The sequence below is a fragment of the Collinsella sp. AF16-8 genome, assembly GCF_003462695.1.
Classification (GTDB): domain Bacteria; phylum Actinomycetota; class Coriobacteriia; order Coriobacteriales; family Coriobacteriaceae; genus Collinsella.
Genome location: NZ_QRXX01000006.1, coordinates 121,572 through 145,009, shown reverse-complemented (window position 1 = coordinate 145,009; position 23,438 = coordinate 121,572). Strand labels below are relative to the sequence as shown.

20 protein-coding genes and 1 tRNA gene are annotated in these 23,438 nt (G+C 61.7%); 17 read left to right on the top strand and 4 right to left on the bottom strand.

The window, feature by feature from the left end:
• Position 1: 1 nt before the first annotated feature.
• From aroA to aroF, 4 genes are read right to left on the bottom strand one after another with little or no spacing between them, the layout of a single operon-like run.
• The gene (aroA, locus tag DWW73_RS06835; protein ID WP_117757150.1) at positions 2-1,321 is read right to left on the bottom strand and encodes a 3-phosphoshikimate 1-carboxyvinyltransferase; all 1,320 of its coding nucleotides are present in this window, start codon (positions 1,319-1,321) and stop codon (positions 2-4) included.
• Positions 1,315-2,421 (bottom strand): 3-dehydroquinate synthase, encoded by a 1,107-nt coding sequence (gene aroB, locus DWW73_RS06830; RefSeq protein ID WP_117779108.1) that lies wholly within the window; start codon positions 2,419-2,421, stop codon positions 1,315-1,317. Before aroB ends, aroA begins: the two co-directional genes overlap by 7 nt.
• A 36-nt stretch (positions 2,422-2,457) precedes the next feature.
• The gene (locus DWW73_RS06825; protein WP_117779107.1) at positions 2,458-3,372 is read right to left on the bottom strand and encodes a prephenate dehydrogenase/arogenate dehydrogenase family protein; all 915 of its coding nucleotides are present in this window, start codon (positions 3,370-3,372) and stop codon (positions 2,458-2,460) included.
• A 3-nt stretch (positions 3,373-3,375) separates the two neighbouring features.
• Positions 3,376-4,401 carry a 3-deoxy-7-phosphoheptulonate synthase gene (gene aroF, locus DWW73_RS06820; protein WP_117635288.1) on the bottom strand — a complete coding sequence of 342 codons (1,026 nt, stop codon included), beginning with the start codon at positions 4,399-4,401 and terminating at the stop codon, positions 3,376-3,378.
• 204 nt (positions 4,402-4,605) lie between these two features.
• Here aroF and DWW73_RS06815 point away from each other — a divergent pair.
• The 17 genes from DWW73_RS06815 to nadD all read left to right on the top strand — a co-directional run bounded on the left by DWW73_RS06815 (position 4,606) and on the right by nadD (position 23,371).
• Positions 4,606-4,682 (top strand) — tRNA-Arg (locus DWW73_RS06815).
• 76 nt (positions 4,683-4,758) lie between these two features.
• Entirely contained in the window at positions 4,759-7,482 is a 2,724-nt protein-coding gene (locus tag DWW73_RS06810) for an HAD-IC family P-type ATPase (RefSeq protein WP_117779106.1), read from the top strand.
• 103 nt (positions 7,483-7,585) lie between these two features.
• Positions 7,586-8,728 carry a zinc ribbon domain-containing protein gene (locus DWW73_RS06805; RefSeq protein ID WP_158551271.1) on the top strand — a complete coding sequence of 381 codons (1,143 nt, stop codon included), beginning with the start codon at positions 7,586-7,588 and terminating at the stop codon, positions 8,726-8,728.
• 107 nt (positions 8,729-8,835) lie between these two features.
• A complete protein-coding gene (locus DWW73_RS06800) occupies positions 8,836-9,378 on the top strand; it encodes a peptidylprolyl isomerase (protein ID WP_055249980.1) in 543 nt (180 codons plus the stop codon).
• A gap of 11 nt (positions 9,379-9,389) precedes the next feature.
• Positions 9,390-10,694, top strand: coding sequence for a tetratricopeptide repeat protein (locus DWW73_RS06795; protein ID WP_233503136.1), 1,305 nt, complete (start codon positions 9,390-9,392; stop codon positions 10,692-10,694).
• A gap of 127 nt (positions 10,695-10,821) precedes the next feature.
• Positions 10,822-11,853 carry a rod shape-determining protein gene (locus tag DWW73_RS06790; protein ID WP_006236061.1) on the top strand — a complete coding sequence of 344 codons (1,032 nt, stop codon included), beginning with the start codon at positions 10,822-10,824 and terminating at the stop codon, positions 11,851-11,853.
• Positions 11,854-11,931: 78 nt separating this feature from the next.
• Positions 11,932-12,873 (top strand): rod shape-determining protein MreC, encoded by a 942-nt coding sequence (gene mreC, locus DWW73_RS06785; RefSeq protein ID WP_117564242.1) that lies wholly within the window; start codon positions 11,932-11,934, stop codon positions 12,871-12,873.
• A gap of 11 nt (positions 12,874-12,884) precedes the next feature.
• Positions 12,885-13,451 (top strand): hypothetical protein, encoded by a 567-nt coding sequence (locus tag DWW73_RS06780; protein WP_117736659.1) that lies wholly within the window; start codon positions 12,885-12,887, stop codon positions 13,449-13,451.
• 13 nt (positions 13,452-13,464) lie between these two features.
• The gene (mrdA, locus tag DWW73_RS06775) at positions 13,465-15,534 is read left to right on the top strand and encodes a penicillin-binding protein 2 (RefSeq protein ID WP_117736660.1); all 2,070 of its coding nucleotides are present in this window, start codon (positions 13,465-13,467) and stop codon (positions 15,532-15,534) included.
• A gap of 9 nt (positions 15,535-15,543) precedes the next feature.
• On the top strand, positions 15,544-16,770 hold the full coding sequence (locus DWW73_RS06770; protein WP_117779104.1) for an FtsW/RodA/SpoVE family cell cycle protein: 1,227 nt from the start codon (positions 15,544-15,546) through the stop codon (positions 16,768-16,770).
• Between the two features lie 18 nt (positions 16,771-16,788).
• A complete protein-coding gene (locus DWW73_RS06765) occupies positions 16,789-17,718 on the top strand; it encodes a YcjF family protein (protein WP_117637228.1) in 930 nt (309 codons plus the stop codon).
• 10 nt (positions 17,719-17,728) lie between these two features.
• Positions 17,729-19,606, top strand: a complete 1,878-nt coding sequence (locus DWW73_RS06760; RefSeq protein ID WP_117779103.1) for a TIGR03960 family B12-binding radical SAM protein — start codon at positions 17,729-17,731, stop codon at positions 19,604-19,606.
• Positions 19,603-20,415 carry a TIGR03936 family radical SAM-associated protein gene (locus DWW73_RS06755; RefSeq protein WP_117779102.1) on the top strand — a complete coding sequence of 271 codons (813 nt, stop codon included), beginning with the start codon at positions 19,603-19,605 and terminating at the stop codon, positions 20,413-20,415. Before DWW73_RS06760 ends, DWW73_RS06755 begins: the two co-directional genes overlap by 4 nt.
• Before the next feature lie 67 nt (positions 20,416-20,482).
• Positions 20,483-20,857 (top strand): 50S ribosomal protein L21, encoded by a 375-nt coding sequence (gene rplU / locus DWW73_RS06750; RefSeq protein ID WP_035138585.1) that lies wholly within the window; start codon positions 20,483-20,485, stop codon positions 20,855-20,857.
• Positions 20,858-20,890: 33 nt separating this feature from the next.
• A complete protein-coding gene (gene rpmA, locus DWW73_RS06745; RefSeq protein WP_006236075.1) occupies positions 20,891-21,148 on the top strand; it encodes a 50S ribosomal protein L27 in 258 nt (85 codons plus the stop codon).
• A gap of 84 nt (positions 21,149-21,232) precedes the next feature.
• Positions 21,233-22,690 (top strand): GTPase ObgE, encoded by a 1,458-nt coding sequence (obgE, locus tag DWW73_RS06740; protein ID WP_199413480.1) that lies wholly within the window; start codon positions 21,233-21,235, stop codon positions 22,688-22,690.
• A gap of 3 nt (positions 22,691-22,693) precedes the next feature.
• On the top strand, positions 22,694-23,371 hold the full coding sequence (nadD, locus tag DWW73_RS06735) for a nicotinate-nucleotide adenylyltransferase (RefSeq protein WP_117583242.1): 678 nt from the start codon (positions 22,694-22,696) through the stop codon (positions 23,369-23,371).
• Positions 23,372-23,438: the final 67 nt, after the last annotated feature.

Here is a 23,438-nt window from a genome sequence, read left to right as displayed (position 1 = left end):
GCTATTCCTCCTCGAGTGTGACCTTGCCGCCCAGCAGGCGGTAGTGGTCGAAGAAATCGGGATAGGACTTGTTGACGGCCTCGGCGCCGTGGATCACGACCTCGCCGGTGGCGCGGCTCGCGGCGATAGCGGCCATCATGGCGATGCGATGGTCGTTGTGCGAATCGACCTCGCCGCCGGTGAAGGCATCGACACCCTTGATGATGAGGTCATCGCCGGCAATGCGCACCTGCGCGCCCAGCGCGGTGAGCTCGCGGGTGGTGGTGACCAGACGGTCGGATTCCTTGATGCGCAGACGGGCGCAATCGCGGATAAAGGTGCGGCCCTGTGCCAGCGAGGCCACGGCTGAGATGACGGGCACCAGGTCCGGAATGTCGTGGGCACTCATCTCAAAGCCGGCGAGCTTGTCGGACTGCACAGTGGCGGCGTTGGTGGAGCGCACGATGCGGGCGCCAAAGCGCGAAAGCGCGGCAAGCACGTTACGGTCGCCCTGTGCGGAGCTTAGCGACACGCCCTCGACGGTGATTGGGTCGGTGCCGATGGCGCCGGCGCACAGCCAAAAGGCGGCGTTGGACCAGTCGCCCTCGACGGCTACGCTGCCGGGCGTGCGGTACGAGCCACTGCTCACGCGGAAGTTTGTGACCTCGGGCTGGCCGTCCTTGGCCGGAATGCGCTCGACGTTGACCTCGACGCCAAAGGCCTTCATGGCCTGTATCGTCAGGTTGATGTAGGGACGGCTCTCAATGAGGCCGGTTACCTGCACGCAGGAGGGCTGGGCCAGCAGCGGGGCTGCCAGCAGCAGGCCGGAGATATACTGCGAGCTCACGTTGCCCGGAAGCACAAAGGTGCCCGGGCGCATGCGTCCGCTCGTCTTGAGCGGAAAACCGCCCAGACCCTGTAGGTCGCAGCCGGCGGCGATGATCTCGTCCGAGAGCGGGGAGAGCGGGCGGGCGCCCAGGCGGCCCTGGCCTACGAAGGTGGCATCCGCACCCAGCGCGCAGGCGACAGGCAGCATAAAGCGGAGCGTGGATCCACTTTCGCCGCAGTCAAGCGTGCCGCCGGCAAGGGCCTTGAGCAGGCCAAACTCAACACTCTTCATGGTGGGGTGGACCTGGAAGCCGTCCTCGACGGTCTCGATGCGAGCACCCAGGGCCGTAAGGCAACGCACCGTAGCCTCGATGTCGGCGCAGGTGGTATTGCAGGTGACGTGTGTCTCGCCGTTGGCAAGCGCAGCGCAGATGATGAGGCGATGCGCCATCGACTTGGACGCGATGGCGGGAACGGTGCCCTTGAGCGGGGACGGGGTGATGCGGGCTAGCATGCGGAAGCGTCTCCCTTCTGGCCGAGGCCCTCGGCAATTAAATCGTGGAAGGTGGAAAGCGGCGTGCGGTCGATGCTGCAACGGCCAATGCCGTGCGGAATTACCAGGTCAATCGTGTCACCGGCGCGCTTTTTATCGTGCAGTGCTTCGGCAAAGACGGCGTCGGCCGAAAGCTCGCAGCGGGTCTTGAGACCGTGGCGTGCGCAGAGCTCCTCGATGCGGCCCGGCAGCTCGGCGTCGCAGATGCCATGAAGCGCCGCGGCGCGCGTGATGATACCCATGCCGATCGACACGCAGTTGCCGTGTCCCAGCTCAAAGTGCTCGCAGGCCTCGACGGCATGTCCGGCACTGTGTCCAAAGTTGAGGAGCTTGCGCTGGTTGGTTTCGCGCTCGTCGGCGACGACCACGGCGCGCTTGATGTCGATGTTGCGGGCGATGATGAGCGCTACGCGAGCTACGTCCTGGTTGAGCAGCTCCAGCGTGAGCGGGGTCTTCTCCAGCTCGGCGAAAAGCTCCGGGTCGGCGATTACGGCGTGCTTGACGACCTCGCCGCAGCCGTCGGCGAACTGCTCGGGCGTGAGGGTGGCCAGGCACCCCACGTCGGCGATAACCACGCTCGGCTGCCAAAAGGCGCCGGCCAAGTTCTTGCCGGCAGCCAGGTCTATGGCGGTCTTGCCTCCCACCGACGAATCCACCATGGCGAGCAGGCTCGTGGGGATCTGCACAAACTTGCAGCCGCGCATGTAGGTGGCGGCCACAAAGCCCGCCACGTCGCCCACGACGCCGCCGCCGAGTGCCACGATCACGTCGGAGCGCGAAAGCTCGTGCTCGGCCACAAACTCCAAAATGGCAACGTAGGTCTCGGCGCGCTTATGGGCCTCGCCGGCCTCGAAGGTGCAGATGCTCACCTCGTAGCCTGACGCCTCCAGGCTCTGCTTAACGGGCATCTGGTAGAGCGGGCCCACGTTGGTGTCTGTCACGATGACGGCGCGGGTGCCGCCGGCGGTGGCGCGCACGAGCGGCCCCGCCTGCTCCAGCAAAAACGTGCCCACATGCACCTGGTAGGGGCGTGCGGTGTCGATATCGATAGTAATCGCCATAAGCTTCGGTCCTTTCGACCTGGCGTGATGGGTGGTCTAGTGGGAGGCCTCGTCGTCGAGCGCGCGCTTAATGCGGTCGCCCTCGGCAAGGAGATTCTCCAGATAGCGCTGGTCGCGGTCCTTAAGGGCGTGGCTGTAGGCGCCAAGCGATTCGATCAGATGGTCGATCTCGAAGGCGAGCGCATCGGCGTCGTCGATCATGAGCTCGGACCACATCTGAGGATTGAGGTGTGCCACGCGGGTGAGGTCGCGGTAGCTACCGGCCGAAAAGCCGTGGTGGACCTGAGCGGTCGGGCTCTTAACATAGGCGTTGGAGACGACGTGCGCGAGCTGGCTCGTAAAGGCGATGACGCGGTCGTGCTCGGCGTCGCTCGTTACGCTGAACTTGCCAAAGCCCAGGGGACGTACCATCTCGCGCACCTGGCCCAAAAGCTCCAGCTTGAGTGCGTCGTCCACTGCGGGCGGTACAAGCACGAGCGGTGCGTCCTGGAACAGGTCGGCGCGGGAATGCGCGTAGCCCGAGAACTGCGTGCCCGCCATGGGGTGCGCGCCCACAAAGTAAAAACCGTGCTCGCGGGCAAGCTCAAAGGCGCGCTCGCACACGATGCCCTTGACGCCTACGGTGTCGATCACCACGGGGCCCATGATGGCCTCGGTGTCAGTGGCGTCGGCGAGTGCCTGGGCGTGCGCCTCGAGCCACTCGATGCAGGCCTCGGGGTAGCATGCCAGGACGATGATGTCGCACTCGCCGAGCGTCTCGTCGTTGAGCTCGCCGGCAACGGTGCCCATGCTGGCGGCCGTCATGACGTCGTCATCGGGGTCCCAGGCCAGCACACGGACGCCCGCCTGCGCATAGCCGCGGGCAAAACTGCCGCCGATGAGGCCCAGGCCCACGATGCCGGCGCACTTGGGGCCACCCTGGTTAACGCGTGCGTTTCTCACCGTGCCCATGGGCTACTCCTGAACGGTCTCTTGGCAGACGACCTCGCGGATGGCGCGGATGCGGCGCATGGTGTCGTCGAACTGGTCGGGGGTGAGGGCCTGAGCGCCGTCGGACCAAGCATGGCTCGGGTCGTCGTGGACCTCGATCTCCAGACCGTTGGCGCCGCAGGCGGTCGCCGCGAGCGCCATAGGCTCAACGTAGCGGGTGTAGCCGGTGGCGTGGCTGGGGTCGGCAACGACGGGCAGGTGCGACAGGTGGTGGAGCACCGGCACGGCGTTGAGGTCGAAGGTGTTGCGGGTGCGGGTCTCGAAGGTGCGGATACCGCGCTCACACAGGATGACGTTGTCGTTGCCCTCGCTCATGATGTACTCGGCAGCCATGAGCAGCTCGTCGACGGTGCCGGACATGCCGCGCTTGAGCAGAACCGGGGTCTGCGTCTTGCCGACCTCCTTGAGCAGGGGGAAATTCTGGGCGTTGCGAGCGCCAATCTGCATGACGTCAATCTTCTTGTCGAGGAAGACCTGCACGTCGCGCGGGTCCATGATCTCGGTGACGATCGGCATGTCGAGCTCGGCGGATGCCTCGCACAGCAGGTCCAGACCGGCGGGGCCCATGCCCTGGTAGGCGTACGGGGAAGTGCGGGGCTTGTAGGCGCCGCCGCGCAGCATCGTGGCGCCGGCTGCCTTCACGCGGCGGGCGATGCGGATGAGGTTCTCGCCCTCGACGGAGCACGGGCCGGCGATGACCTGGAACTGGTCGCCGCCGATCTTGACGCCGTGGCCGCAGTCGATGACGGAGTCCTCGGGGTGGAACTTGCGGTTGGCGCGCTTGAACGGCTCGGAGACGCGCTGCACGCGCTCGACGACGTCCATGGACTCGAGCAGGAATGGGTCGATCTTGGTCGTATCGCCCACCAGGCCGATGATCGTCTCGTTCTCGCCGCGCGAGACGTCGGTCTTCAGGCCCTTTTTCTCAATCCAGCTGACGATATGGCTGACGGCCTCGTCGCTGGCGCTCTCTTTTAAAATTGCAATCATGGTGTGCCTCTCACCTCGATGGATAACCCTTGCAAAAACGGCCCGCATCGCGAGCCGTGTATATATGGTGCATGAGAGTTTATACTATCTGATTCGCTTTTGCCTTCTAAAGTGAGCCGTTGCGCCGCGTCTTCCCCGGAATTGCAAAGCTTTTTCTTTTATTTTGATAGCCCGTGGTGCACTTGGGTATAATGCCAAACGTTGGCCCTATTAGCTCAGGGGATTAGAGCGTCTGCCTCCGGAGCAGAAGGCCGTTGGTTCGAATCCAACATGGGGCACCATCGAACGTGAGACCGTCCGAACCTCGCATGGTCCGGGCGGTTTTTCTTATACCGACGCGACGTGATGGGACGTGGTATGGCAGCAACGGATATCGAGCGCGGACTCTCGACCGCCGAGGTCGAGGAGCGCATCGCCGCCGGTAAGATCAACCGCAACATGGAGCTCAAGACCAAGTCGGTCAAAGAGCTCATCATCGAGAACCTCTGCACGCTGTTCAATTTGATCAACGTGATCTTGGCGCTCCTGGTCATTGTGACCGGGTCGTTTAAGAACCTGACGTTTTTGTTCGTGGTGTTTCTCAATACCGCCATCGGTGTCATCCAGTCCATGCGCTCTAAGAAGATGGTCGATAAACTCACGCTGCTGACCTCCAAGAAGGCCATCGCGGTGCGCGACGGCGCCGAGGTGGAGCTCGACCTGGACCAGATCGTGCTCGATGACATCATCCGCTTGGGGCGCGGCGACCAGATCCCCGCTGACGCCGTGGTGGTTTCGGGCGAGGCGCTCGTGAATGAGAGCCTGCTGACGGGCGAGAGCGATCTTATTAAGAAACAGCCTGGTTCTGAGCTCATGAGCGGCAGCTTTATCGACTCGGGCCTGCTGCGCGCCCGCGTGATCCATGTCGGCGCCGACAACTACGTAGCCAAAATTAATAACGAGGCCAAGTACGTCAAAAAGGTCAATTCTGAGATCATGAACGCGCTTAACGCCATCGTGCGGTTTGCGAGCATCATCATGATCCCGCTCGGTTTGGCGTTGTTTTCCTCGAGTGTGAGCGAGCTGTGGGATGCCGCGGGAACCCCGGGCGATAGCGCGCTTTCGTGGTGCTTCTCCGAGCTGCTGGCCGGCCGCGTGCCCTCGTCGGCGCTGCTGTCCACGGTGGGCGCCCTGCTGGGCATGATCCCGCAAGGCCTGGTGCTGCTGACCTCGTCGGTGCTCGCCATCGCCACGGTGCGCCTGGCCCGCCGCAAGGTGCTGGCGCAGCAGCTCTACTGCATCGAGACGCTCGCGCGCGTCGACGTGCTGTGCCTGGACAAGACAGGCACCATCACGTCGGGTCGCATGGAGGTCGAGGGCACGTATCCGCTGCCGATCGAGGGCTTTGGCATGGGCGCGGGGGAGGGCGAAGCCGCCGTTCCCGTCGATACCACGGTGCTCGATTTTGCGCTGGCTAACGTGGCGCGTGCGACTTCGGCCGATGCCAACGAGACCTGCCAGGCGCTGCTCAACTATTACGCAGATCGCCCGGTCGAGGTGTCTGAGCCGCTGTCGGTCATTCCGTTCTCGTCTTCCAAAAAGTGGAGCGGCGCGTCGTTTGCACAGGGCTCATATGTGATGGGTGCGGCGCAGTTTGTGCTCTCTGATCGTGCGTTTGCCCAGGTCGAGAACCGTGTCGCCGAGCTTGCCGATACCTGCCGCGTGCTCGTGGTGGCGCGCGTTGACGGCTTTACGCCCGATGGCGATATGGTGGGCGAGGCCGAGCCCGTGGGCTTTGTGACCATACGCGACGAGATCCGTACCTCGGCGGCCGAGACCATCGGCTACTTTAACGAGCAGGGCGTGACTCTCAACGTGATCAGTGGCGACGACCCGCGTACGGTGTCGTCGATCGCGCGCGTGGTGGGCGTGCCGGGGGCGGACGCTTATGTGGACGCCACGACGCTCGATACGCCGGCCAAGCTCGATGCCGCAGTGGACCGCTACCATGTCTTTGGTCGTGTGACCCCGCAGCAGAAGCGCGAGCTCGTGCAGGCGCTCAAGCGCCGCGAGCACACCGTGGCCATGACAGGCGACGGCGTCAACGACGTGCTGGCGCTCAAGGAGGCCGACTGCTCCGTGGCCATGGCGGCCGGCTCCGATGCCGCGCGTAACGTGGCCGAGATCGTGCTCGTCGACAACGACTTTGCCTCGATGCCCGCCGTGGTGGCCGAGGGCCGTCGCTCCATCAACAACCTGCAGCGTTCGGCTTCGCTGTTCCTGACTAAGACGCTGTTCTCGATGGGCCTGGCGGCGCTGTGCATCGCACTGCCGCCGTACCCTTTCGAGCCGATTCAGATGACGCTCATCAACTTCTTCTGCATTGGCACGCCGGGCTTTGTGTTGGGCCTGGAGCCCAACAATGCTCGCGTGAAGGGGTCGTTCCTGACGAACGTGCTCAAGCGGGCACTGCCGGCGTCGCTTGCGGTCATTTTGGCCGCGGCGCTCGATATCTTTGTGGCGCGCGTGTTCGGCTTTAACCAGCTCACGCTGTCTACGATGTGCCTACTTACGTCGTGCGCGGCGAGTGTCAGCCTGATCTGGCGTATCTCGCAGCCCCTCACGCCCTTACGTGTGGCGCTCTTTGTGTTTGTAGTTGCCGGCATCCTGACGGGCGTTATCGGATTCCCGAAGCTGCTGTCTATTGCCAACCTGTCGATGGGCCAGATGGTTATCTTGGCTGTCATCGTGGTCATCACCTGCTCGGTGTTCTTTAAGCTCGCCACGATGATGGATTCGCTCAAGCCGCGTCGTCGTCATGCCGCAACTGGTTTTGGCCGCGGTGTGCGCGTCCGCTTGGGTCGCGGTGGCGGCAAGGTGAGCTCGACGGGTTCGACGGCCGAGCGTTTTGCCAAGCGCGTCGCCGCCGACATGGCGCAGCGCCGCGAAGCTCGCACCGTTCGTGAGGCCGAGGCCCGCGCACTCGAGGGCGTGGCCCAGGCCCAGCCCAAGAAAAAGAAGAGTACCGGAGTCAAGCGCTCCCGCGTGACCAAGTCCGCCCAAGGCATCAAAGTCTCGATGCCAAGCAAAAAGAAGAAATAACTACGCGCCCTGGCGATGTTGAATTGGTGCCTTGCTCCTGTGGGGCCGTGGCGATGTTATGCTCTAACCTCGATCGTTTGAATTGTTTCGAAAAGAGGATGCCGTGATCTGCCCGCATTGCCTTAAGACTATCGAGGACGGCGCCTCGTTCTGCCCCTACTGCAACGCCTATGTGGGTCCGGGCGATGGTCCGGAGCACACCGAGTTCGTGTTCTGTGAGGGCTGCGGTGCCCGTCTTTCTCCGCATGATCGCACGTGCCCCAAATGCGGACGCCCCGCTCCGGGTATCCTCTCCGAGGACGCGGCCGCATCCGACCTGGCAGCGGGCCGCACGGCGGGCTTTCCGCGCCTAACGCAAGAGCAGATCGATACCGAGGTGCCGCATGCGCCGGCCTCTGCCGCTGCGGTGCTTTCGGACGCCGCCGACCCCAATGAGACCTGCGTGCTGCCAGCTTTCGATAAGGATTTCGGTATCCCCAAGGTCGATATTCCCACGCCCGTTTCCCTGCATGACGATGCTCAAAAACCCAAGCGCAAGGTGCATCCCGACGAGGACGCCTATCACAAGCACAAGCGTCATATCCCCAAGCCGCTCATTATCATCGCGGTCCTTGCCGTCGTGTGCGGTGGTGCCTATTGGTTCGTGACGACCGACCCCATGGGTGTTATGCCTGGCTTCTACGACCAGTTTGGCCAAGCTGCACAAACCACCTTCCCCACGCGTCAAAAGGGCGAGGCGACTGAGGACGATACCAAGCAGGGCGATTCTGCCGAGGTGGTCCAGGAAGAAACCGTGCTCACCGATGATCAGCTCTATACCAGGCTCGACGGTCTGTATCAGACCATCGTGTCCTACGCTGACGAGGACCAGATCGGCGAGGTCATCGATTCCTTTAACAACGGTTATCTCCGAACGCCGCTGTCCACCCGTCAGGAGCTGTCGCAGAGTGCCTACGCCCTGCGCGACCAGATCAAAAAGACGCAAGATGAGCTCAACAACCTGAAAGTACAGGACGATACGGTCTATGCGGATGACATCGCCCACTTAAAGCAGCTTGCCGAGTGGATGTATGAGCGCGTCGACGTGATCTGCCAGAGCTGGGATATCTCGCTGGCCATTCCCGATGGCGAGTCGATGAGTTCCCACCAAAGCGAGATCCTGGCGCCCATCGCGCAGGGCGGCAACAGCGCGCTGAACCAGTACGATGCCAATGTGGGTTCCTGGAAGCCGCAGCAGCGTTCCTAAAATTAGTTCGCCATAGTCGGCATAACCTACGTGCGCAATTGATGTAAACCCGTGCTTATTGCTACAATTCGTACAAATATGCTTTAAACGCACGAGGAAGGAACCACATGTTTGGTTTTAAGAAAGAGCTCTACACGCCCGAGTATCAGCTCGTCGGCGACGAGTGCGCCGTAATCGAGACGTCGAAGGGTACCATCAAGGTCAAGTTTGACGGCGAGGGCGCTCCCATTCATGTCGCGAACTTCTGCGAGCTTTCCACGATGGGCTTCTATGATGGCCTTAAGTTCCATCGCTATGTGCCCGGTTTTGTTATCCAGGGCGGCGACCCCAATACCCGCGACATGTCCGGCGCCGACGTCGCTGCCGGTCTTGAGGGCCCCGACGGTATGCCCGGTACCGGTGGCCCCGGCTACTGCATCAAGGGCGAGTTTGCCACCAATCCGCGCAACAGCCATGTCGATGGCGCCCTTGCCATGGCACGCTCCATGGACCCCGATTCCGCGGGTTCGCAGTTCTACTTCTGCCTGGGTGCCCAGCATAACCTCGATTCCGGTTACACCGTCTTTGGTACCACGGTCGAGGGTCTCGATGTGATTTCGCAGCTGCGTGCCGGCGACGAGATCGTCCATGTCGAGATCGTTCACGAGTAAAGGGGACTTCCTTGAATAGCCAGCTGATCCAACAGGGCCGCGCCGCTTACCGCGCGGGTGATTTTTCTGCTGCAGCCCAGATGCTTGGGGCGGCAAAGACTCCCGATGAGATTATGGGCGAGGCCGATCACCTTCGTGGCAACGCCTTGATGCACCTGGGCATGTATGCCGAGGCCGCCGAGGCCTATGCCGCCGCCCTCAACGACGGTACCTACGGCAAGCGCGGCGCGCTGCTCACCAACCGCGGCAAGGCGCTCGCCGCCGTGGGCGACTACACGACGGCCGCTCAGGCGTTTTCTGCCGCTACGCAGGATGCTTCCTATGCCACGCCGTTCAAGGCCTATCTGGGCCTAGGCAATGCGCTGTTCCAGTCGGGCGACTATGCCAACGCGGGAACCGCCTTCCGTCAGGCTGCCATCGACGGCGCCAATCCGGCTCCTGCCGCCGCACTCGGCGAGCTCGGTCGTTGCTTCATTAAGCTCGGCCGTCCGGCGGATGCCGTGGAGACCTACCGCACGGCTATCGACTTTGCCGGCCCCCGCGACGACACGCGTGCACTCAACGCCGGCATGGGTCAGGCGCTTTCTGCCGCCGGCCGTCCCTCCGACGCACTCGACGCCTTTAACGCCGCTACTGCCGATGGCATCTACCAGCTCACCTCCGAGCAGGCCGATGAGCTTGCCCGCGTGCAGGATTCGCTTGCTGCGCTGTCTGCCCAGACGGCTATGGCCACGGCTCCGGCGCCCGCGATGGACGCTCCTGCCGTCGATCCGCTCGATCCTACGGGCGCGACCGGTCAGTTTATGCCCGATCCCTCGGACACCGGCTTCTTTACGCTGTCCGAGTCCGAGATGGTCCAGCAGGACCGTCAGGATCGTAAGCAGGCCAAGGTCCGTCGCCGCCATCGCCACACGGGCCTCAAAGTCTTCATCGTGCTGCTTCTGCTCATTTTGATCGCCGCGGGCGGTCTGGGCTTTGCCTACACGCGCGGCTTTGGCTTCCCGTCTCAGGAGTCTGTCGTTACCGATCTGTTCCAGGCTGCCGGTGACGGTGACACCGCAAAGGCCGAGTCTTGCCTGGCCTCGAGCCTGTCCGAGGACGCTAAGTCGATGATCATCTCCTCGATTCCGCAGGGTGCCACCGTGTCCGTCGAGGGCATGGATCAGTCCATGACCGAGACGACCGCTAAGGTGAAGGCATCGCTGTCCAAGGGCGGCGAGCAGGAGTACACCGTCAAATTCGTGCGCTCCGACAATCATATCGGCTGGGCCGTTTCTTCGCTCGATATGGATTTCTCGGCTGCTGACAACCAGTAGTGACCTTATGGGATTTAGCTTTGCCCGGCGCTTCACCGCAAGTGAGGTGCCGGGCTTGCGCTAGTATGATGAGCTAGTAGTTTTCCAGCAATCATCCAACACATCAGGAGTTGCGTTGTTTTCTTTGATGGATATGTTCTTCGGTAGCTATGCGGGCGATCTTGCCATCGACCTCGGCACCGCAAATACGCTTGTCTCCGTGCGCGGCAAGGGCATCGTCATTCGCGAGCCCTCCGTTGTCGCCATCGACAAAAACGACGAGCGCATCCTGGCGGTCGGTATCGAGGCAAAGCGCATGCTCGGCCGTACGCCCGGCAACATCGTGGCCGTTCGTCCCCTGAAGGACGGCGTCATCGCCGACTTCGATGTTACCGAGGCCATGCTTCGCTACTTTATCGATAAGGCGTCCGAGAAGCGCTATCCGTGGACTCCGCGTCCGCGTGTTGTCGTCTGCGTTCCCTCCGGTGTCACGTCGGTCGAGAAGCGCGCTGTCTTTGAGGCCACGATCCAGGCCGGTGCCCGCCAGGCCTATCTGATCGAAGAGCCTATGGCCGCCGCTATCGGCGCCGACCTGCCCGTCGAGGAACCCACCGGCTCCATGGTCATCGACATCGGTGGCGGTACCACCGAGGTTGCCGTTATCGCTATGGGCGGCATCGTCGTCTCACAGTCCATCCGTATTGCCGGCGACGAGTTCGATCAGGCCATCCTCACGCACGTTCGTGATGCCTACAACCTGGCCATCGGCGAGCGTACGGCAGAGGACATCAAGATCAAGGTCGGCTCCGCCGTGCCGCTCAAGGATGAGCTCGACGTCGAGGTCAACGGCCGCGACGTGATCACCGGTCTGCCCAAGACCGTGCGCATCGAGAGCGAGGAGATTCGTCGCGCACTCAACAAGCCGCTCGACGAGATGGCCAAGGCCGTCAAGGACGCACTCGACGCTACGCCTCCCGATCTTGCCTCGGACCTTATGTACTATGGCATTTTGCTGACCGGTGGCGGCGCGCTGCTGCGCGGTCTCGATGTGCGCCTGCGCGATGAGACCGGCGTTTCGGTCAACGTCAGCCCCACGGCGCTCGATAACGTTGTTAACGGCTGTGCCCGCGTGCTCGAGGCCAATGCGTTTGATGGCGGCTTCGTCCAGACCAATGCTTAATTTCCAAAAGGTGGATTCCATTTGGCACGATCTTCGGGTTTCTCCACAAATCTGAATACCAAGCGACAATCAACGGGTATGCGCCCGTTGATTGTTTTCAGCCTGATTTCGGTGTTGCTGCTCACGTTTTACATCCGCGAGGGCGAGGCAGGACCGATTCATGCCGTGCGCTCGGGCGTGACGACGATTACCTCGCCGGTGCGCTTTGTGGGCTCGGCTGTGGCGGCTCCCTTCAATGCGATCGGTAACGTGTTCTCTAACCTTACGGCGTCGCAGGACACGCTTGACGAGCTTAAGAAGCAAAACGAGGAACTGACCTCTAAGGTTGCCGAGCTCTCCGAGGCTCAAAAGACCGCCGAGCGACTGGAGGGGCTGGTCGGCCTGCAGTCGACCTACAACCTCAAATCAACCGCAGCTCGTATCGTCGGCGCTTCGGGCGATGCCTGGACCTCGACCGTCACCATCGATAAGGGTTCTGCCGACGGTCTTACCATCAACATGCCTGTGACGAGTTCTGCCGGTGTCATAGGCCAGATTATCGAGGTCTCGGCCAAGACGTCCACCGTGCGCCTGATTGGCGATGAGAACTCGGGCGTGTCCGCTATGGTGCAGGACACGCGCGCCCAGGGCATGCTGCAGGGTCAGGCTGACGGCACGCTGCGTCTTGAGTACGTGAGCGTCGATTCCGACGTTAAGGTTGGCGACATCATCGTGACCTCGGGCATTGGCGGTGTGTTCCCCAAGGGTCTACCGCTCGGCACCGTCTCGTCTGTTGAGAAATCGGCTAACGACGTATACTACACCATTGTGGTGCGCGCCCAGACGACGGCCGAGAACAACGAGGAAGTGCTGGTCATTACCTCGCTGACCGACGAACAGTCGGCCTCGGATGAGGACGTGAACACGGCCAACAGCACGCCGCAGGGAACGTCGCGCGATGCTGCGACCAAGACGAAGGACGAGAGCCCGGATGACAGTTCCGACACGTCCGAGACGACCGATTCCGGCTCGAGCGAATAGGGGGCATGTCCATGGATCTACACGAGCAGGGGATGAGCTCCCGCACGTTTGTAATCGCCGCCATTGTGTGCGTGCTGCTGCAGGCAGGCCTGGCACCGCAGATCTCCATTGCGGGCGGTCGCGTCAACTTTATGATTATCCTGGTGTGCCTAAGCGTGTTCTCGGGCGACCCGACCCGTGCCGTCGTGTGCGGTTTTTGCAGCGGCTTGTTCTATGACCTTTCCGCTGCCGTGCCGGTGGGCGTTATGTCGCTCCTGCTGACCGTGGGTTCTTTTGCCCTGGTGCATAGCGCCGCCGGTCAGACGGGCGGTACCCCGAGCGCGCGCGGCATCACTGTGGGTGCCTTCGCGCTTGTCATTAATGTGATCTACAGCATCATCTTGCTGTTTATGGGTTTGGAGACGAGCTTTGTCGTGGCGCTCTTCGGCCATGCGCTGCCGTCTTCGATCCTGACGGGTCTGGTTGCCATTCCGTTTTTGATGTCCGGCGTCGTGCCGCAGTCCGGTTATGGATTCTCCGCACGTGGCGGACGCCAGACGGGCATGCGCTTTAAGCCCAAGACCCGTAAGCTCAAATAGGGGAGGCCTGTAGATGTCTTCCCAGATGACGGTTATTATCGCCGGTATCGTGCTGGTAGTGGCCATCGTGGTCGCGCTGGTCATCATGCGTCGCGGCGATTCTCGTTTTACCTACGATACGCAGCATGGAACGGCCCCGCGCGCCACCGAGGGCGAGGGCAATACCGCGGCGACCGCCTTTAAGGGCCGCTTCTCCATCCTCACCACGGGTGTGGGCGCGATGTTCGCGGCGCTTGCCGTCAAGCTGTGGGGCATGCAGATGGTCTCGTCGGACTATTACGAAAAGCAGGCTAATAGCAATCAGACGCGCACCGTTACCACACCCGCTGTGCGCGGCCGCATCCTCGACCGCAATGGCGTGGCACTTGTCCAGAACCGTCCCTCACTTGCTGTCGTGGCCTACCGCGACCTTGCCGAGGATGAGGTTCTGGTTCGCCATCTTGCCAACGTGCTCGGTATGCCCTACGTGGCGGTTCTGCGCAATATTCAGGACAATTCCGAGGGTGCTCAGAGCCTGCATACCATCGCGACGGACGTCCGTCGCTCCACGGTTGCCTATATTCAGGAGCACGCCGGCGAGTTCCCGGGCGTCAAGATTGCCGAGCGTACCGAGCGCCAGTATCCATATGGCGAGACGGCATGCCATATCTTGGGCTATACCGGCACCATTACCTCCGAGCAGCTCGAGGCCCAGAATAAGAAAACCTCTGGCGATGATGATGCTTCTGCTGGCCGGATTACGTACCAGTCGGGCGATATCGTGGGCCAGGCGGGTGTTGAGAGCTACTACGAAAACCTGCTGCAGGGTATTCGTGGCGAGCAGACCGTCAAGGTCGATGCCTCGGGCAATGTGACCGGTCAGGCCGGCGCCGTGCCCGCCAAGGCCGGCTCCGACATTAAGCTCACGCTCGACCTTAAGATCCAACAGGCCTGTGAGACGGCGCTGGCGAGCGCCATCGAGCTTGCCAAGACCACTGGCTACAGCAATGCCGGCAACGGCGCTGTGGTGTGTCTCGATCCCAACAATGGCGAGATCCTGGGCATGGCGAGCGAGCCCAAGTTCGATCCTTCCGTCTTTATCGGCGGCGTCTCAAATGACGTGTGGACCGAGCTCAATGATGACAAGGGTTCGCACCCGCTGCTCAACCGCGCCATTAGCGGACAGTACATGTCGGCCTCGACCATCAAGCCGCTCTCGGCACTGGCCGGTCTTGAGTTTGGAACCTACACTTCAACACAGACAACCAACTGCACGGGCTATTGGACGGGCTTGGGCAAGGCTTGGGGCAAGCGCTGCTGGTTGACGTCTGGCCACGGCACCATGACGCTGCAGTCGGGTATCGCCAACTCGTGCGACCCCGTCTTCTACGACATGGGCAAGGCGTTCTTTTATGACGAGCAACATTCCGAGGGGCTGCAGGAGGTCTTTCGTCGCTGGGGCCTAGGCAAGACCTGCGGTATCGATCTGCCGAGTGAGGGCGCGGGCCGTATTCCCGATGCCGAGTGGAAAGAGTCGTACTTTACCGACGCCTCTGCCGAAGACCGCAAGTGGAATGCCGGCGATATGACCAACATCGCCATCGGCCAGGGCGACATTTTGGTGACGCCTCTGCAGATGGCATGCGCCTACATGGGCCTTGCCAACGGCGGCAAACAGTACGTGCCTCACGTGTTTTTGTCTGCCGTGTCGCGCGATGGCGACGGCGATGCCTATAAGTACAACGGCAAGGGCAAGAAGAAGCGCCTGGAGGCCAAGATCAACAGCGATTCGGATTTGGCTCTTGTTCGCAACGGCATGCACGACGTGATTTACACGGCATCGACGTCCTTGGCGGCTCACTTTGGCACCCTGACGCCGCAGGTGTACGGCAAGTCGGGCACGGGCGAGAAAAGCGGCGAGGACGAATACGCGTGGTTTTGCGCCTATGCGCCGGCCGATGATCCCAAGTATGTCATCGCTACTGTCCTGGAGCAGGGCGGCGGTGGCTCAGATACCGCGATGCATGTCGTGCGCGATGTGCTCGGCGTGATTTATGACGAGCCCGATACCTCTTCGGCCTCGGGCGATTCTTCGGTTCGATAGGAGGTTGCGATGGATTTTTCTCCGGCGGATCTGTTCCGTTCAACCAAGACCGGCTCTCGCAGCAGCCTGGACCGTGTCAACAAGCAACTTTCGGCCTCGCGCGGCACGTTTCGCCAAAAGGTGCATATCGGTGTGCTCGTGGCCACAGTGGCGCTCGTCGCCTACGGTGCCATCATTATCTGGTCGGCTTCGCAGTTTAAGGCCGATGCTTCGTTCTCACGCCATCTGCTGGGAATTGGTATCGGGGCGTTGCTGGCGGTGCTGGTCTGGCGTACCGACCTGCGCGGTATTTCCAATTTCTCGACGGCGTTGCTCGTCATCGACCTGATCGTGATCTTCTCGCCCAAGATTCCGGGTCTGTCCTATACGGGCGGTCTGGGCATGACGGGCTGGATCAAGATTCCCGGTATCGGCTTGACATTCCAGCCGGTCGAGCTTGCCAAGCTCATCACCATCTTCTTTATTGCCACGCTTGGCTCGCAGTATAACGGCCGCATCGATACCGTTCGCGACTACGTCAAGCTCTGCGGCATGCTGTCCATCCCGTTTTTGGCCGTCGTCGCCATGGGCGACCTGGGCTCGGGCCTGGTCGTGCTGGTCTCGGGCGCCATCGTCATCTGCATGAGCGGTGCGCGCCGCGAATGGGTGCTGTCGACCCTGGCCCTGCTCGTGGGCCTGGTAGCCCTCGTCCTGGCGCTCGATTCGGTCTTTGATTCGTTGCTCGGCCACGATGTGCTCATCAAGCAGTATCAGATGAACCGCCTGACGGTCTTTATCGACCCCGATAATGCCGATTCGGACGATGCCTACAACCTGCAGCAGTCGCTTATCGCCGTTGGCTCGGGTAGCTTCTTTGGTAAGGGTTTGGGCCATGCGACGCAGTCGGCCGGCGGCTTTCTGCCCGAGTTCCACACTGACTTCGTCTTCGCCTTCCTGTCCGAGACCTTTGGCTTTTGCGGTTCCTTTTTGCTCCTATGCCTCTACGTGCTGCTGATCTTTTCGACGATTCGCGTCGCCTTTAAGTGTGAGTCGCTGTTCTTGCGCCTATCGTGTGTGGGCATCGTTGGCATGTGGGCGTTCCAGACCTTCGAAAACATCGGCATGTGCATTGGCATGATGCCGATTACCGGTATTCCGCTACCGTTTATTAGCTTCGGTTCGTCTTCGATGATGATTCAGCTGCTGACGGTGGGTATCGTACAATCCATATGGCGGCATCGTTCGGGCGCCGCGTAACCGCTGGAGGGGTTTGCTATGAAAATTCCCGTAGATAAGCTGACCCGCGCTTTTAAGATGGGCGCGTCCGTTAAGAAGGATTCCGATACACCGGTGCGCGTCTCGGTCTATTTGGATTCGTCCGCCTCGCGCTTTCTGGCCGAGACGGTGCGTGACGCCTTTGTGCCGCAGACGACCTCGGGCATTGTGCGCGTCGAGCGTCTGGGGGAGGAGCGAATTGCTCCAAAGACCGATACCGATGTGGTACTGGTGCTCTCGTGCGGTTCCGACCGCTTGGAGAGTGCCGTGCAGGAGCTCGTGATCGCCGGCGCGCCCGTGTGCGTGCTTGCCGAGTCAGCTGTGGAGGTGCCGTTTATCGAGGAGTCCACGCCCATGCTCGGCGTGGTGGCGGCAACCGATAAGACGTATCTGCTCGAGACGCTTGCCCGCTGGATTCTCGATCGCACCGAAAAGGAAACGGCTTTTGCGGCGAACTTTGCCTTCATGCGCATCGCGGCGGCCAATCGTATCATCACCTCGTGCGCGCTCACTAATATGGCGACCGGTGCGCTGGTGTTTTTGCCGGGCGCCGATTATCCCGTTATGGCGCTGGCGCAGGTGGGCATGCTCTTTGAGCTCGCTGCCGTCTTTGGACGCGGCATTAAGCCTGAGCGCGGCTACGAGGTCGCGGGCGTGCTTGTCGGCGGTCTTGTGATCCGCGCGGTCACCCGCGCGCTCGTCAAGCAGACGCCGCATATTGGGTTTGCCGTCAAGGCGCTCACTGCTGCCGCGGGCACCTATGGCATGGGCCGTGCGCTCGTTTCGCTCTACGAACGCGATGTCGACTACAGCCGTGCCAACGAGGTGGTTACTGCCACGTTCTCCCGCGTTCGCGATCTGGTGACCACGGTCGCGGGCGCTACCCGTCCTATGGCGTCCTATCAGGACGCATCAGATCTCGCTGCTTAGGGGTTTTCCGTTGCGCGTTCCGTACCAAGATTGTTTTCATTTAATTGAGCCGTTGCTCGCCAAGGTCGAAAAGCCGAGTCGCTATATCGATCACGAGTGGGGCACGCTTTCCAAGGCCGATGCCGACTACCGTTGCTGCCTGATCTACCCGGATGTGTACGAGGTTGGTCTGCCCAACCAGGGTATCGCCATCCTCTACAACATCCTTAACCAGGCCGAGGGCATCTCCTGCGAGCGTGGCTATGTGCCGTGGCCCGATATGGGTGACGCTATGCGCGAGGCAGGCATTCCGCTGCTCTCGCTCGAGGGTGCAGCGCCGGTCGCTTCGTTTGATATCGTCGGCCTGCATGTGCCGCACGAGATGGCGGTGACGAACTTCCTTGAGGCACTCGACCTCGCTGGCATTCCGCTGTTAGCGGCCGACCGAGGTGAAGACGACCCCATTATCGTCGCCGGCGGTCCTTCGGTGTATAACCCCGAGCCGTACGCGGCATTCTTCGATGCCATCCTCATTGGCGAGGGCGAGGAGTCGCTGCTCGAAATCTGTCAGCTGCATCGCCGCTTGCGCGACGAGGGCGTCTCGCGCGCTCAGATTGTCGAGCGGCTCGCGACGGTCGCCGGTACCTATGTGCCATCCCTGTATGAGGTGCGCTATGACGAGCCCTGCTCGCCGCATGGCTACACCGTGCCGCGCGAGGGCGGGGACGTCCCGCCGGTAGTCTACAAGCGCGTCGTCGAGGACTTTGGTGCCACCAATCCGCTTTCTCAGTCGTGCGTGCCGTATGCGCAGCTCGTCCACGATCGCCTGTCTATCGAGATCCTGCGTGGCTGCGCCCGCGGCTGCCGTTTTTGCCAGGCCGGCATGACGTATCGTCCGGTACGCGAGCGCTCGGCCGACCAGATCGTGTCATCGGTAATCCAGGGCTTGGAAAAGACGGGCTATGACGAGGTGTCGCTTACCTCGCTTTCGACGACCGACCACTCCTGTATCCGCGACGTGCTCGGTAGGCTCAACCGTCGTCTGGAGGACACGGGCATTCGCGTATCCATTCCGTCGCAGCGCTTGGATTCGTTTGGCGTTGATATGGCCGAGTCGGTCGCCGGCGAAAAGAAGGGCGGCCTGACGTTCGCGCCCGAGGCGGGCAGCCAGCGTATGCGCGACATCATCAACAAGAACGTGACCGAGGAGGACTTGGACCGTGCGGCCAAGGCGGCCTTCGAGGCCGGCTGGAACCGCATGAAGCTCTACTTTATGATGGGCCTTCCCGGCGAGCGCGACGAGGACATCGTGGCCATCGCCAACCTGGCCGATCACGTGCTGGAGCTCGGTCGCTCCGCGGTGCCCAAGGCGCGCCGCGGGTCTATTTCGGTGTCCATCTCGGTATCGGTGTTTATCCCCAAGGCGGCAACACCCTTCCAGTGGTGCCCGCAGCTCGATTACGACGACGTCAAGCGCCGCCAAAAGCTGCTCATCACGAGCGTACGCAACCGTGCCGTTCGCGTACACTACCATGATGCGGAGACCTCGCTTATCGAGGCTGCACTCTCCCGTGCCGGTCGCGATATGACGCCGGTTATCGTCGATGCCTGGCGTGCGGGCTCGCGCTTCGACGCCTGGGTGGAGCACTTCTCGCTCGACAACTGGAAGGAGGCCGCTGCCAAAAACGGCATCGACCTCAACGAGCTGGTGCACCTGCCTTATGAGCTGGACTGGCGCCTGCCGTGGGAGCACGTGAGCCCCGGCTGCACGCGCGGCTTCCTCGAGCGCGAGTACCGCCGTTCGCTCGAGGGCGTCACGACGCCCGACTGCACCCGCACGTCGTGCACCGGCTGCGGAATCTGTCCCACGCTCCACGCCAAGAACGTATTGATGGGTGATCGCGCATGAGTGAGCGCTTGACCGACATTCCCACGCTCTTTAGGCTGCGCGTTCGCTACGGCAAGCGTGATCGCCTTAAGTACCTGGGCCATCTGGAACTAATCCATACCATTGAGCGCATCGTGCGCCGTGCGGGGCTGCCCTATGCCGTGACGCAGGGTTTCTCGCCGCATATGCGTGTGGGCTTTTCGTCGGCGCTGCCCGTGGGCACGTCGTCGACCTGCGAGTGGTATGACCTGTTTATGACCGAGTTCGTCGCTCTCGACGAGGCCTTTGAGCGCCTGGCCGCTGCATCGCCTGCCGATCTGGCGCCTATCGAGGCCGCCTACATCGACGTGCGCACGCTGGCGCTCACGGCTCAGCTTACGCGTCTGTCGTACCGCATCGACTTGCACTTGGATCCCGAGGCGCCCGTGAGCGCCGATGAAGTACGCGTCGCGATCGACACGTTGCGTGCAGGCCATGGCATCGACTATGCACGCGGTAAGAAGAGCAAGCGCTTAGACCTTGACCACACACTGGTGGGCTATGAGCTCACGGCGGGGGAGCGTCCGGACCATCTGGTGCTCATGCTCGACACCCATGCCGACAACGAGGGCTCCATGCGTCCGGAGATTTTGCTTTCTGCTGCTGATGTTTTGTTGCAGGGCTTGACCCCGGGCGTCGATGCACCTATTGTTTCCACCGGTATGCAAGACCTCGTGACCATCTGCTCCTACGATGTCGAGCGTCAGAATCAAGCATGCGAGGACGACGAGGGCCGACTCGTCAGCCCCATACCTGTGCGAACTTGTGGATTTGCTCCACATACTCGTTGACGGGGGTATTATCGCCTGCTACTATATTCGGCTGTTGCACTAACTGATGCATGAAGGGCAAGTAAACATGTACGCAATCGTTAACACGGGCGGCAAGCAGTACAAGGTCGCCACCGACGATGTCATCACCGTCGAGAAGATCGAGGGCAATGAGGGCGACAAGGTCACCCTGCCGGTCATCTTCCTCAACGATGGTAAGAAGATCGTCACCGATCCCGACAAGCTGGCCAAGGCCAAGGTTACCGCTCAGATCGTTGAGCAGTTCAAGGGCGAGAAGCAGCTGGTCTTCAAGTTCCACAAGCGTAAGCGCTATCGTCGTCTGAAGGGTCACCGTCAGCAGCTCACCAAGCTGAAGATCGTGAAGGTCCAGGCTACGTCCCGCGCCAAGAAGGCTGTCAAGGCAGAGGCCGAGGCTGTTGCCGAGGCTCCCGTCGCCGAGTAGATTACACTCGTAACGAAAGAGTAGGTATACACAATGGCACACAAAAAAGGACTCGGTTCCTCCCGTAATGGCCGTGACTCCCGCGGTCAGCGCCTTGGCACGAAGCGCTATGCCGGCCAGACGGTAACCACGGGCACGATTCTCGTCCGTCAGCACGGCACTCACATCCACCCGGGTGAGAACGTTGGCCGTGGCAAGGACGACACGCTGTTCGCGCTGGTCGACGGTACCGTTGAGTTCCACAAGGGTATCAAGCACAGGGTCAGCGTACGCCCGCTCGCGAACGCGTAATTCACCCTTCATAGAGCACATATGTGGGAGGCACTTGAGTTTTAGGATTCAAGGGTCTCCCTCTTTTTGTAGGAGGCGATTCTGTTGTCACAGTTCACCGATATCAGCCGCATTAACGTGTGCGGCGGCGACGGCGGTGCCGGATGCATGTCGTTTAGGCGCGAGGCCTTTGTCCCCAAGGGTGGCCCCGATGGCGGCGACGGCGGTCGTGGCGGCAATGTCGTCATCCAGGCCGATGCTCAGCTGTCTTCACTGATTGATTACCGCTTTAAGCATCATTTTCGTGCCGAGCGCGGAACGCACGGTCAGGGCGCCCGCCGCAACGGAAAGAGCGGCGAGGACCTTATCTTGAAGGTTCCCATGGGCACCGTGGTGCGCGAGCTCGACCCCGAGACGCAGACCCCGATGTTCGAGATTGCCGACTTGGTTCACGACGGTGAGCGCGTCGTCGTAGCACCCGGCGGCGCCGGCGGTCTGGGGAATACGCACTTTGTGACGTCGGTGCGCCGCGCGCCCGCGTTCGCCCAGCTGGGTGAGCCGGCCGAGGAGCACTGGATTGAGCTCGAGATGAAGCTCATGGCCGATGCCGCGCTCGTGGGCTTTCCCTCGGTCGGCAAGTCCTCGCTCATCGCGCGCATGAGTGCCGCTCGACCCAAGATCGCCGACTATCCGTTTACCACGCTCGTGCCCAACCTGGGTATGGTGCGTGCCGGCGAGTACTCCTATGTCGTTGCCGACGTCCCCGGTCTTATTGAGGGTGCGAGCGAGGGCAAGGGCCTGGGTCATCAGTTCCTGCGTCACATCGAGCGCACGGCACTTATCATGCATGTCGTCGACATGACGGGCGGTTTTGAGGACCGCGATCCGGTCGAGGACTATCGCATCATCAACCGCGAGCTCGAGCAGTATGGCGCCGAGCTTTCTGAGCGCCCGCAGATCGTCGTCGCCAACAAGTGCGATGCGCCGGGCACGGCTGACAAGATTGCCGACCTCAAACGCGCTGCGCTCGACGATGGACATATGTTCTTTGCCGTGTCTGCTGTGACGGGCGCCGGCCTCAACACGCTGATGCTTGCCGTGGGCGAGCAGGTGGCTAAGCTGCGTGCCGAGTTGGCTGTCTCCGATGAGCCGGTCGATCTGCGCGACGATGAGTGGGAGCGCCGTCGCCTGCAGCGTGAGAAGCGTTTCCGCATTGTTCAGGAAGAGCCCCATGCCTTCCGCGTGGTCGGTCGCGCCATCGAGCGCATGGTCATCCAGACCGACTGGGAAAACGAGGAGGCCGTCATCTACCTGCAGCATAAGTTTGCGCGCATGGGTGTTGACGACGCGCTCGAGAAGGCCGGCTGCCGTGCGGGCGACGAGGTCCGCATTTGCCAACGCGCCTTTGACTTTGAGGGCGCCGAGGACTTCTCGGAGTACGAGGAGGAGCTTGGGGACGAAGGCGTTGAGGTCTTTGACGTAGCCGATGCTGCGGACGAGGGCGTCGAGGTTGTCGATGCGGCGGACGTCGCGGATGATGTCGAGACCCCGGAGGGCGAGTAAGTCATGTCGCTGCGCGGTGGAATTGGTCTGCCTGAGCTGCCTATCAAGGATGGGCAGGAGTTTCGGCTTGGCATTATGGGTGGCACCTTCGACCCGATTCATTACGGGCACTTGGTTACCGCCGAGCAGGCGCGCGAGTCGCTCGACTTGGACGCCGTGCTCTTTATGCCGGCCGGCTCTCCCGCCTTTAAGCTCGACAAACCGGTGACGCCTGCTGAGGACCGTTATGCCATGACGGTCCTCGCCACCGCTGCGAATCCGGCTTTTTTGGCGAGCCGATTCGAGATCGACCGTCCGGGCGTGACCTATACGGCCGATACGCTTCATGCCCTTCGCGACTTTTACCCGCCTCAGGTAAAGCTCTACTTTATTACGGGCGCCGACGCGATTATCGATATTGTGACCTGGCATGATGCCGACCGAATCGCCGAGCTTGCCACGTTTATTGCGGCGACGCGACCGGGCTTTGATATCGATACTGCTCGCGCGCGAATCAAAGAGTCAGGCCTGCCGTTTGACGTGCGGTATATCCAGATTCCGGCGCTGGCGATTAGCTCGACCAACATTCGCAAGCGGGTTGCCCGTGGCATGAGCGTGCGCTATCTTACGAGCGAGTCCGTGCTCGGCTATATTCGCAAACGCGGGTTGTATACCGATCTGGGTCAAGAAGATTTTGAGTGATGGGGGTCTACGTTGTCGGTAGAGGATCAGTTTGAGGGCGATGAGCGCGCGCTGCTCAAGCGCATTC

Excerpts from the sequence above, each read along its gene's own strand:
- DWW73_RS06790 (WP_006236061.1), top strand. The coding sequence starts at position 10,822 with ATGGATATGTTCTTCGGTAGCTATGCGGGCGATCTTGCCATCGACCTC.
- DWW73_RS06755 (WP_117779102.1), top strand. The coding sequence starts at position 19,603 with ATGAGTGAGCGCTTGACCGACATTCCCACGCTCTTTAGGCTGCGCGTT.
- DWW73_RS06770 (WP_117779104.1), top strand. The coding sequence starts at position 15,544 with ATGGATTTTTCTCCGGCGGATCTGTTCCGTTCAACCAAGACCGGCTCT.
- aroF (WP_117635288.1), bottom strand. The coding sequence starts at position 4,401 with ATGATTGCAATTTTAAAAGAGAGCGCCAGCGACGAGGCCGTCAGCCAT.
- rplU (WP_035138585.1), top strand. The coding sequence starts at position 20,483 with ATGTACGCAATCGTTAACACGGGCGGCAAGCAGTACAAGGTCGCCACC.
- rpmA (WP_006236075.1), top strand. The coding sequence starts at position 20,891 with ATGGCACACAAAAAAGGACTCGGTTCCTCCCGTAATGGCCGTGACTCC.
- DWW73_RS06765 (WP_117637228.1), top strand. The coding sequence starts at position 16,789 with ATGAAAATTCCCGTAGATAAGCTGACCCGCGCTTTTAAGATGGGCGCG.
- DWW73_RS06810 (WP_117779106.1), top strand. The coding sequence starts at position 4,759 with ATGGCAGCAACGGATATCGAGCGCGGACTCTCGACCGCCGAGGTCGAG.
- nadD (WP_117583242.1), top strand. The coding sequence starts at position 22,694 with ATGTCGCTGCGCGGTGGAATTGGTCTGCCTGAGCTGCCTATCAAGGAT.
- aroB (WP_117779108.1), bottom strand. The coding sequence starts at position 2,421 with ATGGCGATTACTATCGATATCGACACCGCACGCCCCTACCAGGTGCAT.
- mreC (WP_117564242.1), top strand. The coding sequence starts at position 11,932 with ATGCGCCCGTTGATTGTTTTCAGCCTGATTTCGGTGTTGCTGCTCACG.
- DWW73_RS06825 (WP_117779107.1), bottom strand. The coding sequence starts at position 3,372 with ATGGGCACGGTGAGAAACGCACGCGTTAACCAGGGTGGCCCCAAGTGC.
- DWW73_RS06780 (WP_117736659.1), top strand. The coding sequence starts at position 12,885 with ATGGATCTACACGAGCAGGGGATGAGCTCCCGCACGTTTGTAATCGCC.
- mrdA (WP_117736660.1), top strand. The coding sequence starts at position 13,465 with ATGTCTTCCCAGATGACGGTTATTATCGCCGGTATCGTGCTGGTAGTG.
- aroA (WP_117757150.1), bottom strand. The coding sequence starts at position 1,321 with ATGCTAGCCCGCATCACCCCGTCCCCGCTCAAGGGCACCGTTCCCGCC.
- DWW73_RS06800 (WP_055249980.1), top strand. The coding sequence starts at position 8,836 with ATGTTTGGTTTTAAGAAAGAGCTCTACACGCCCGAGTATCAGCTCGTC.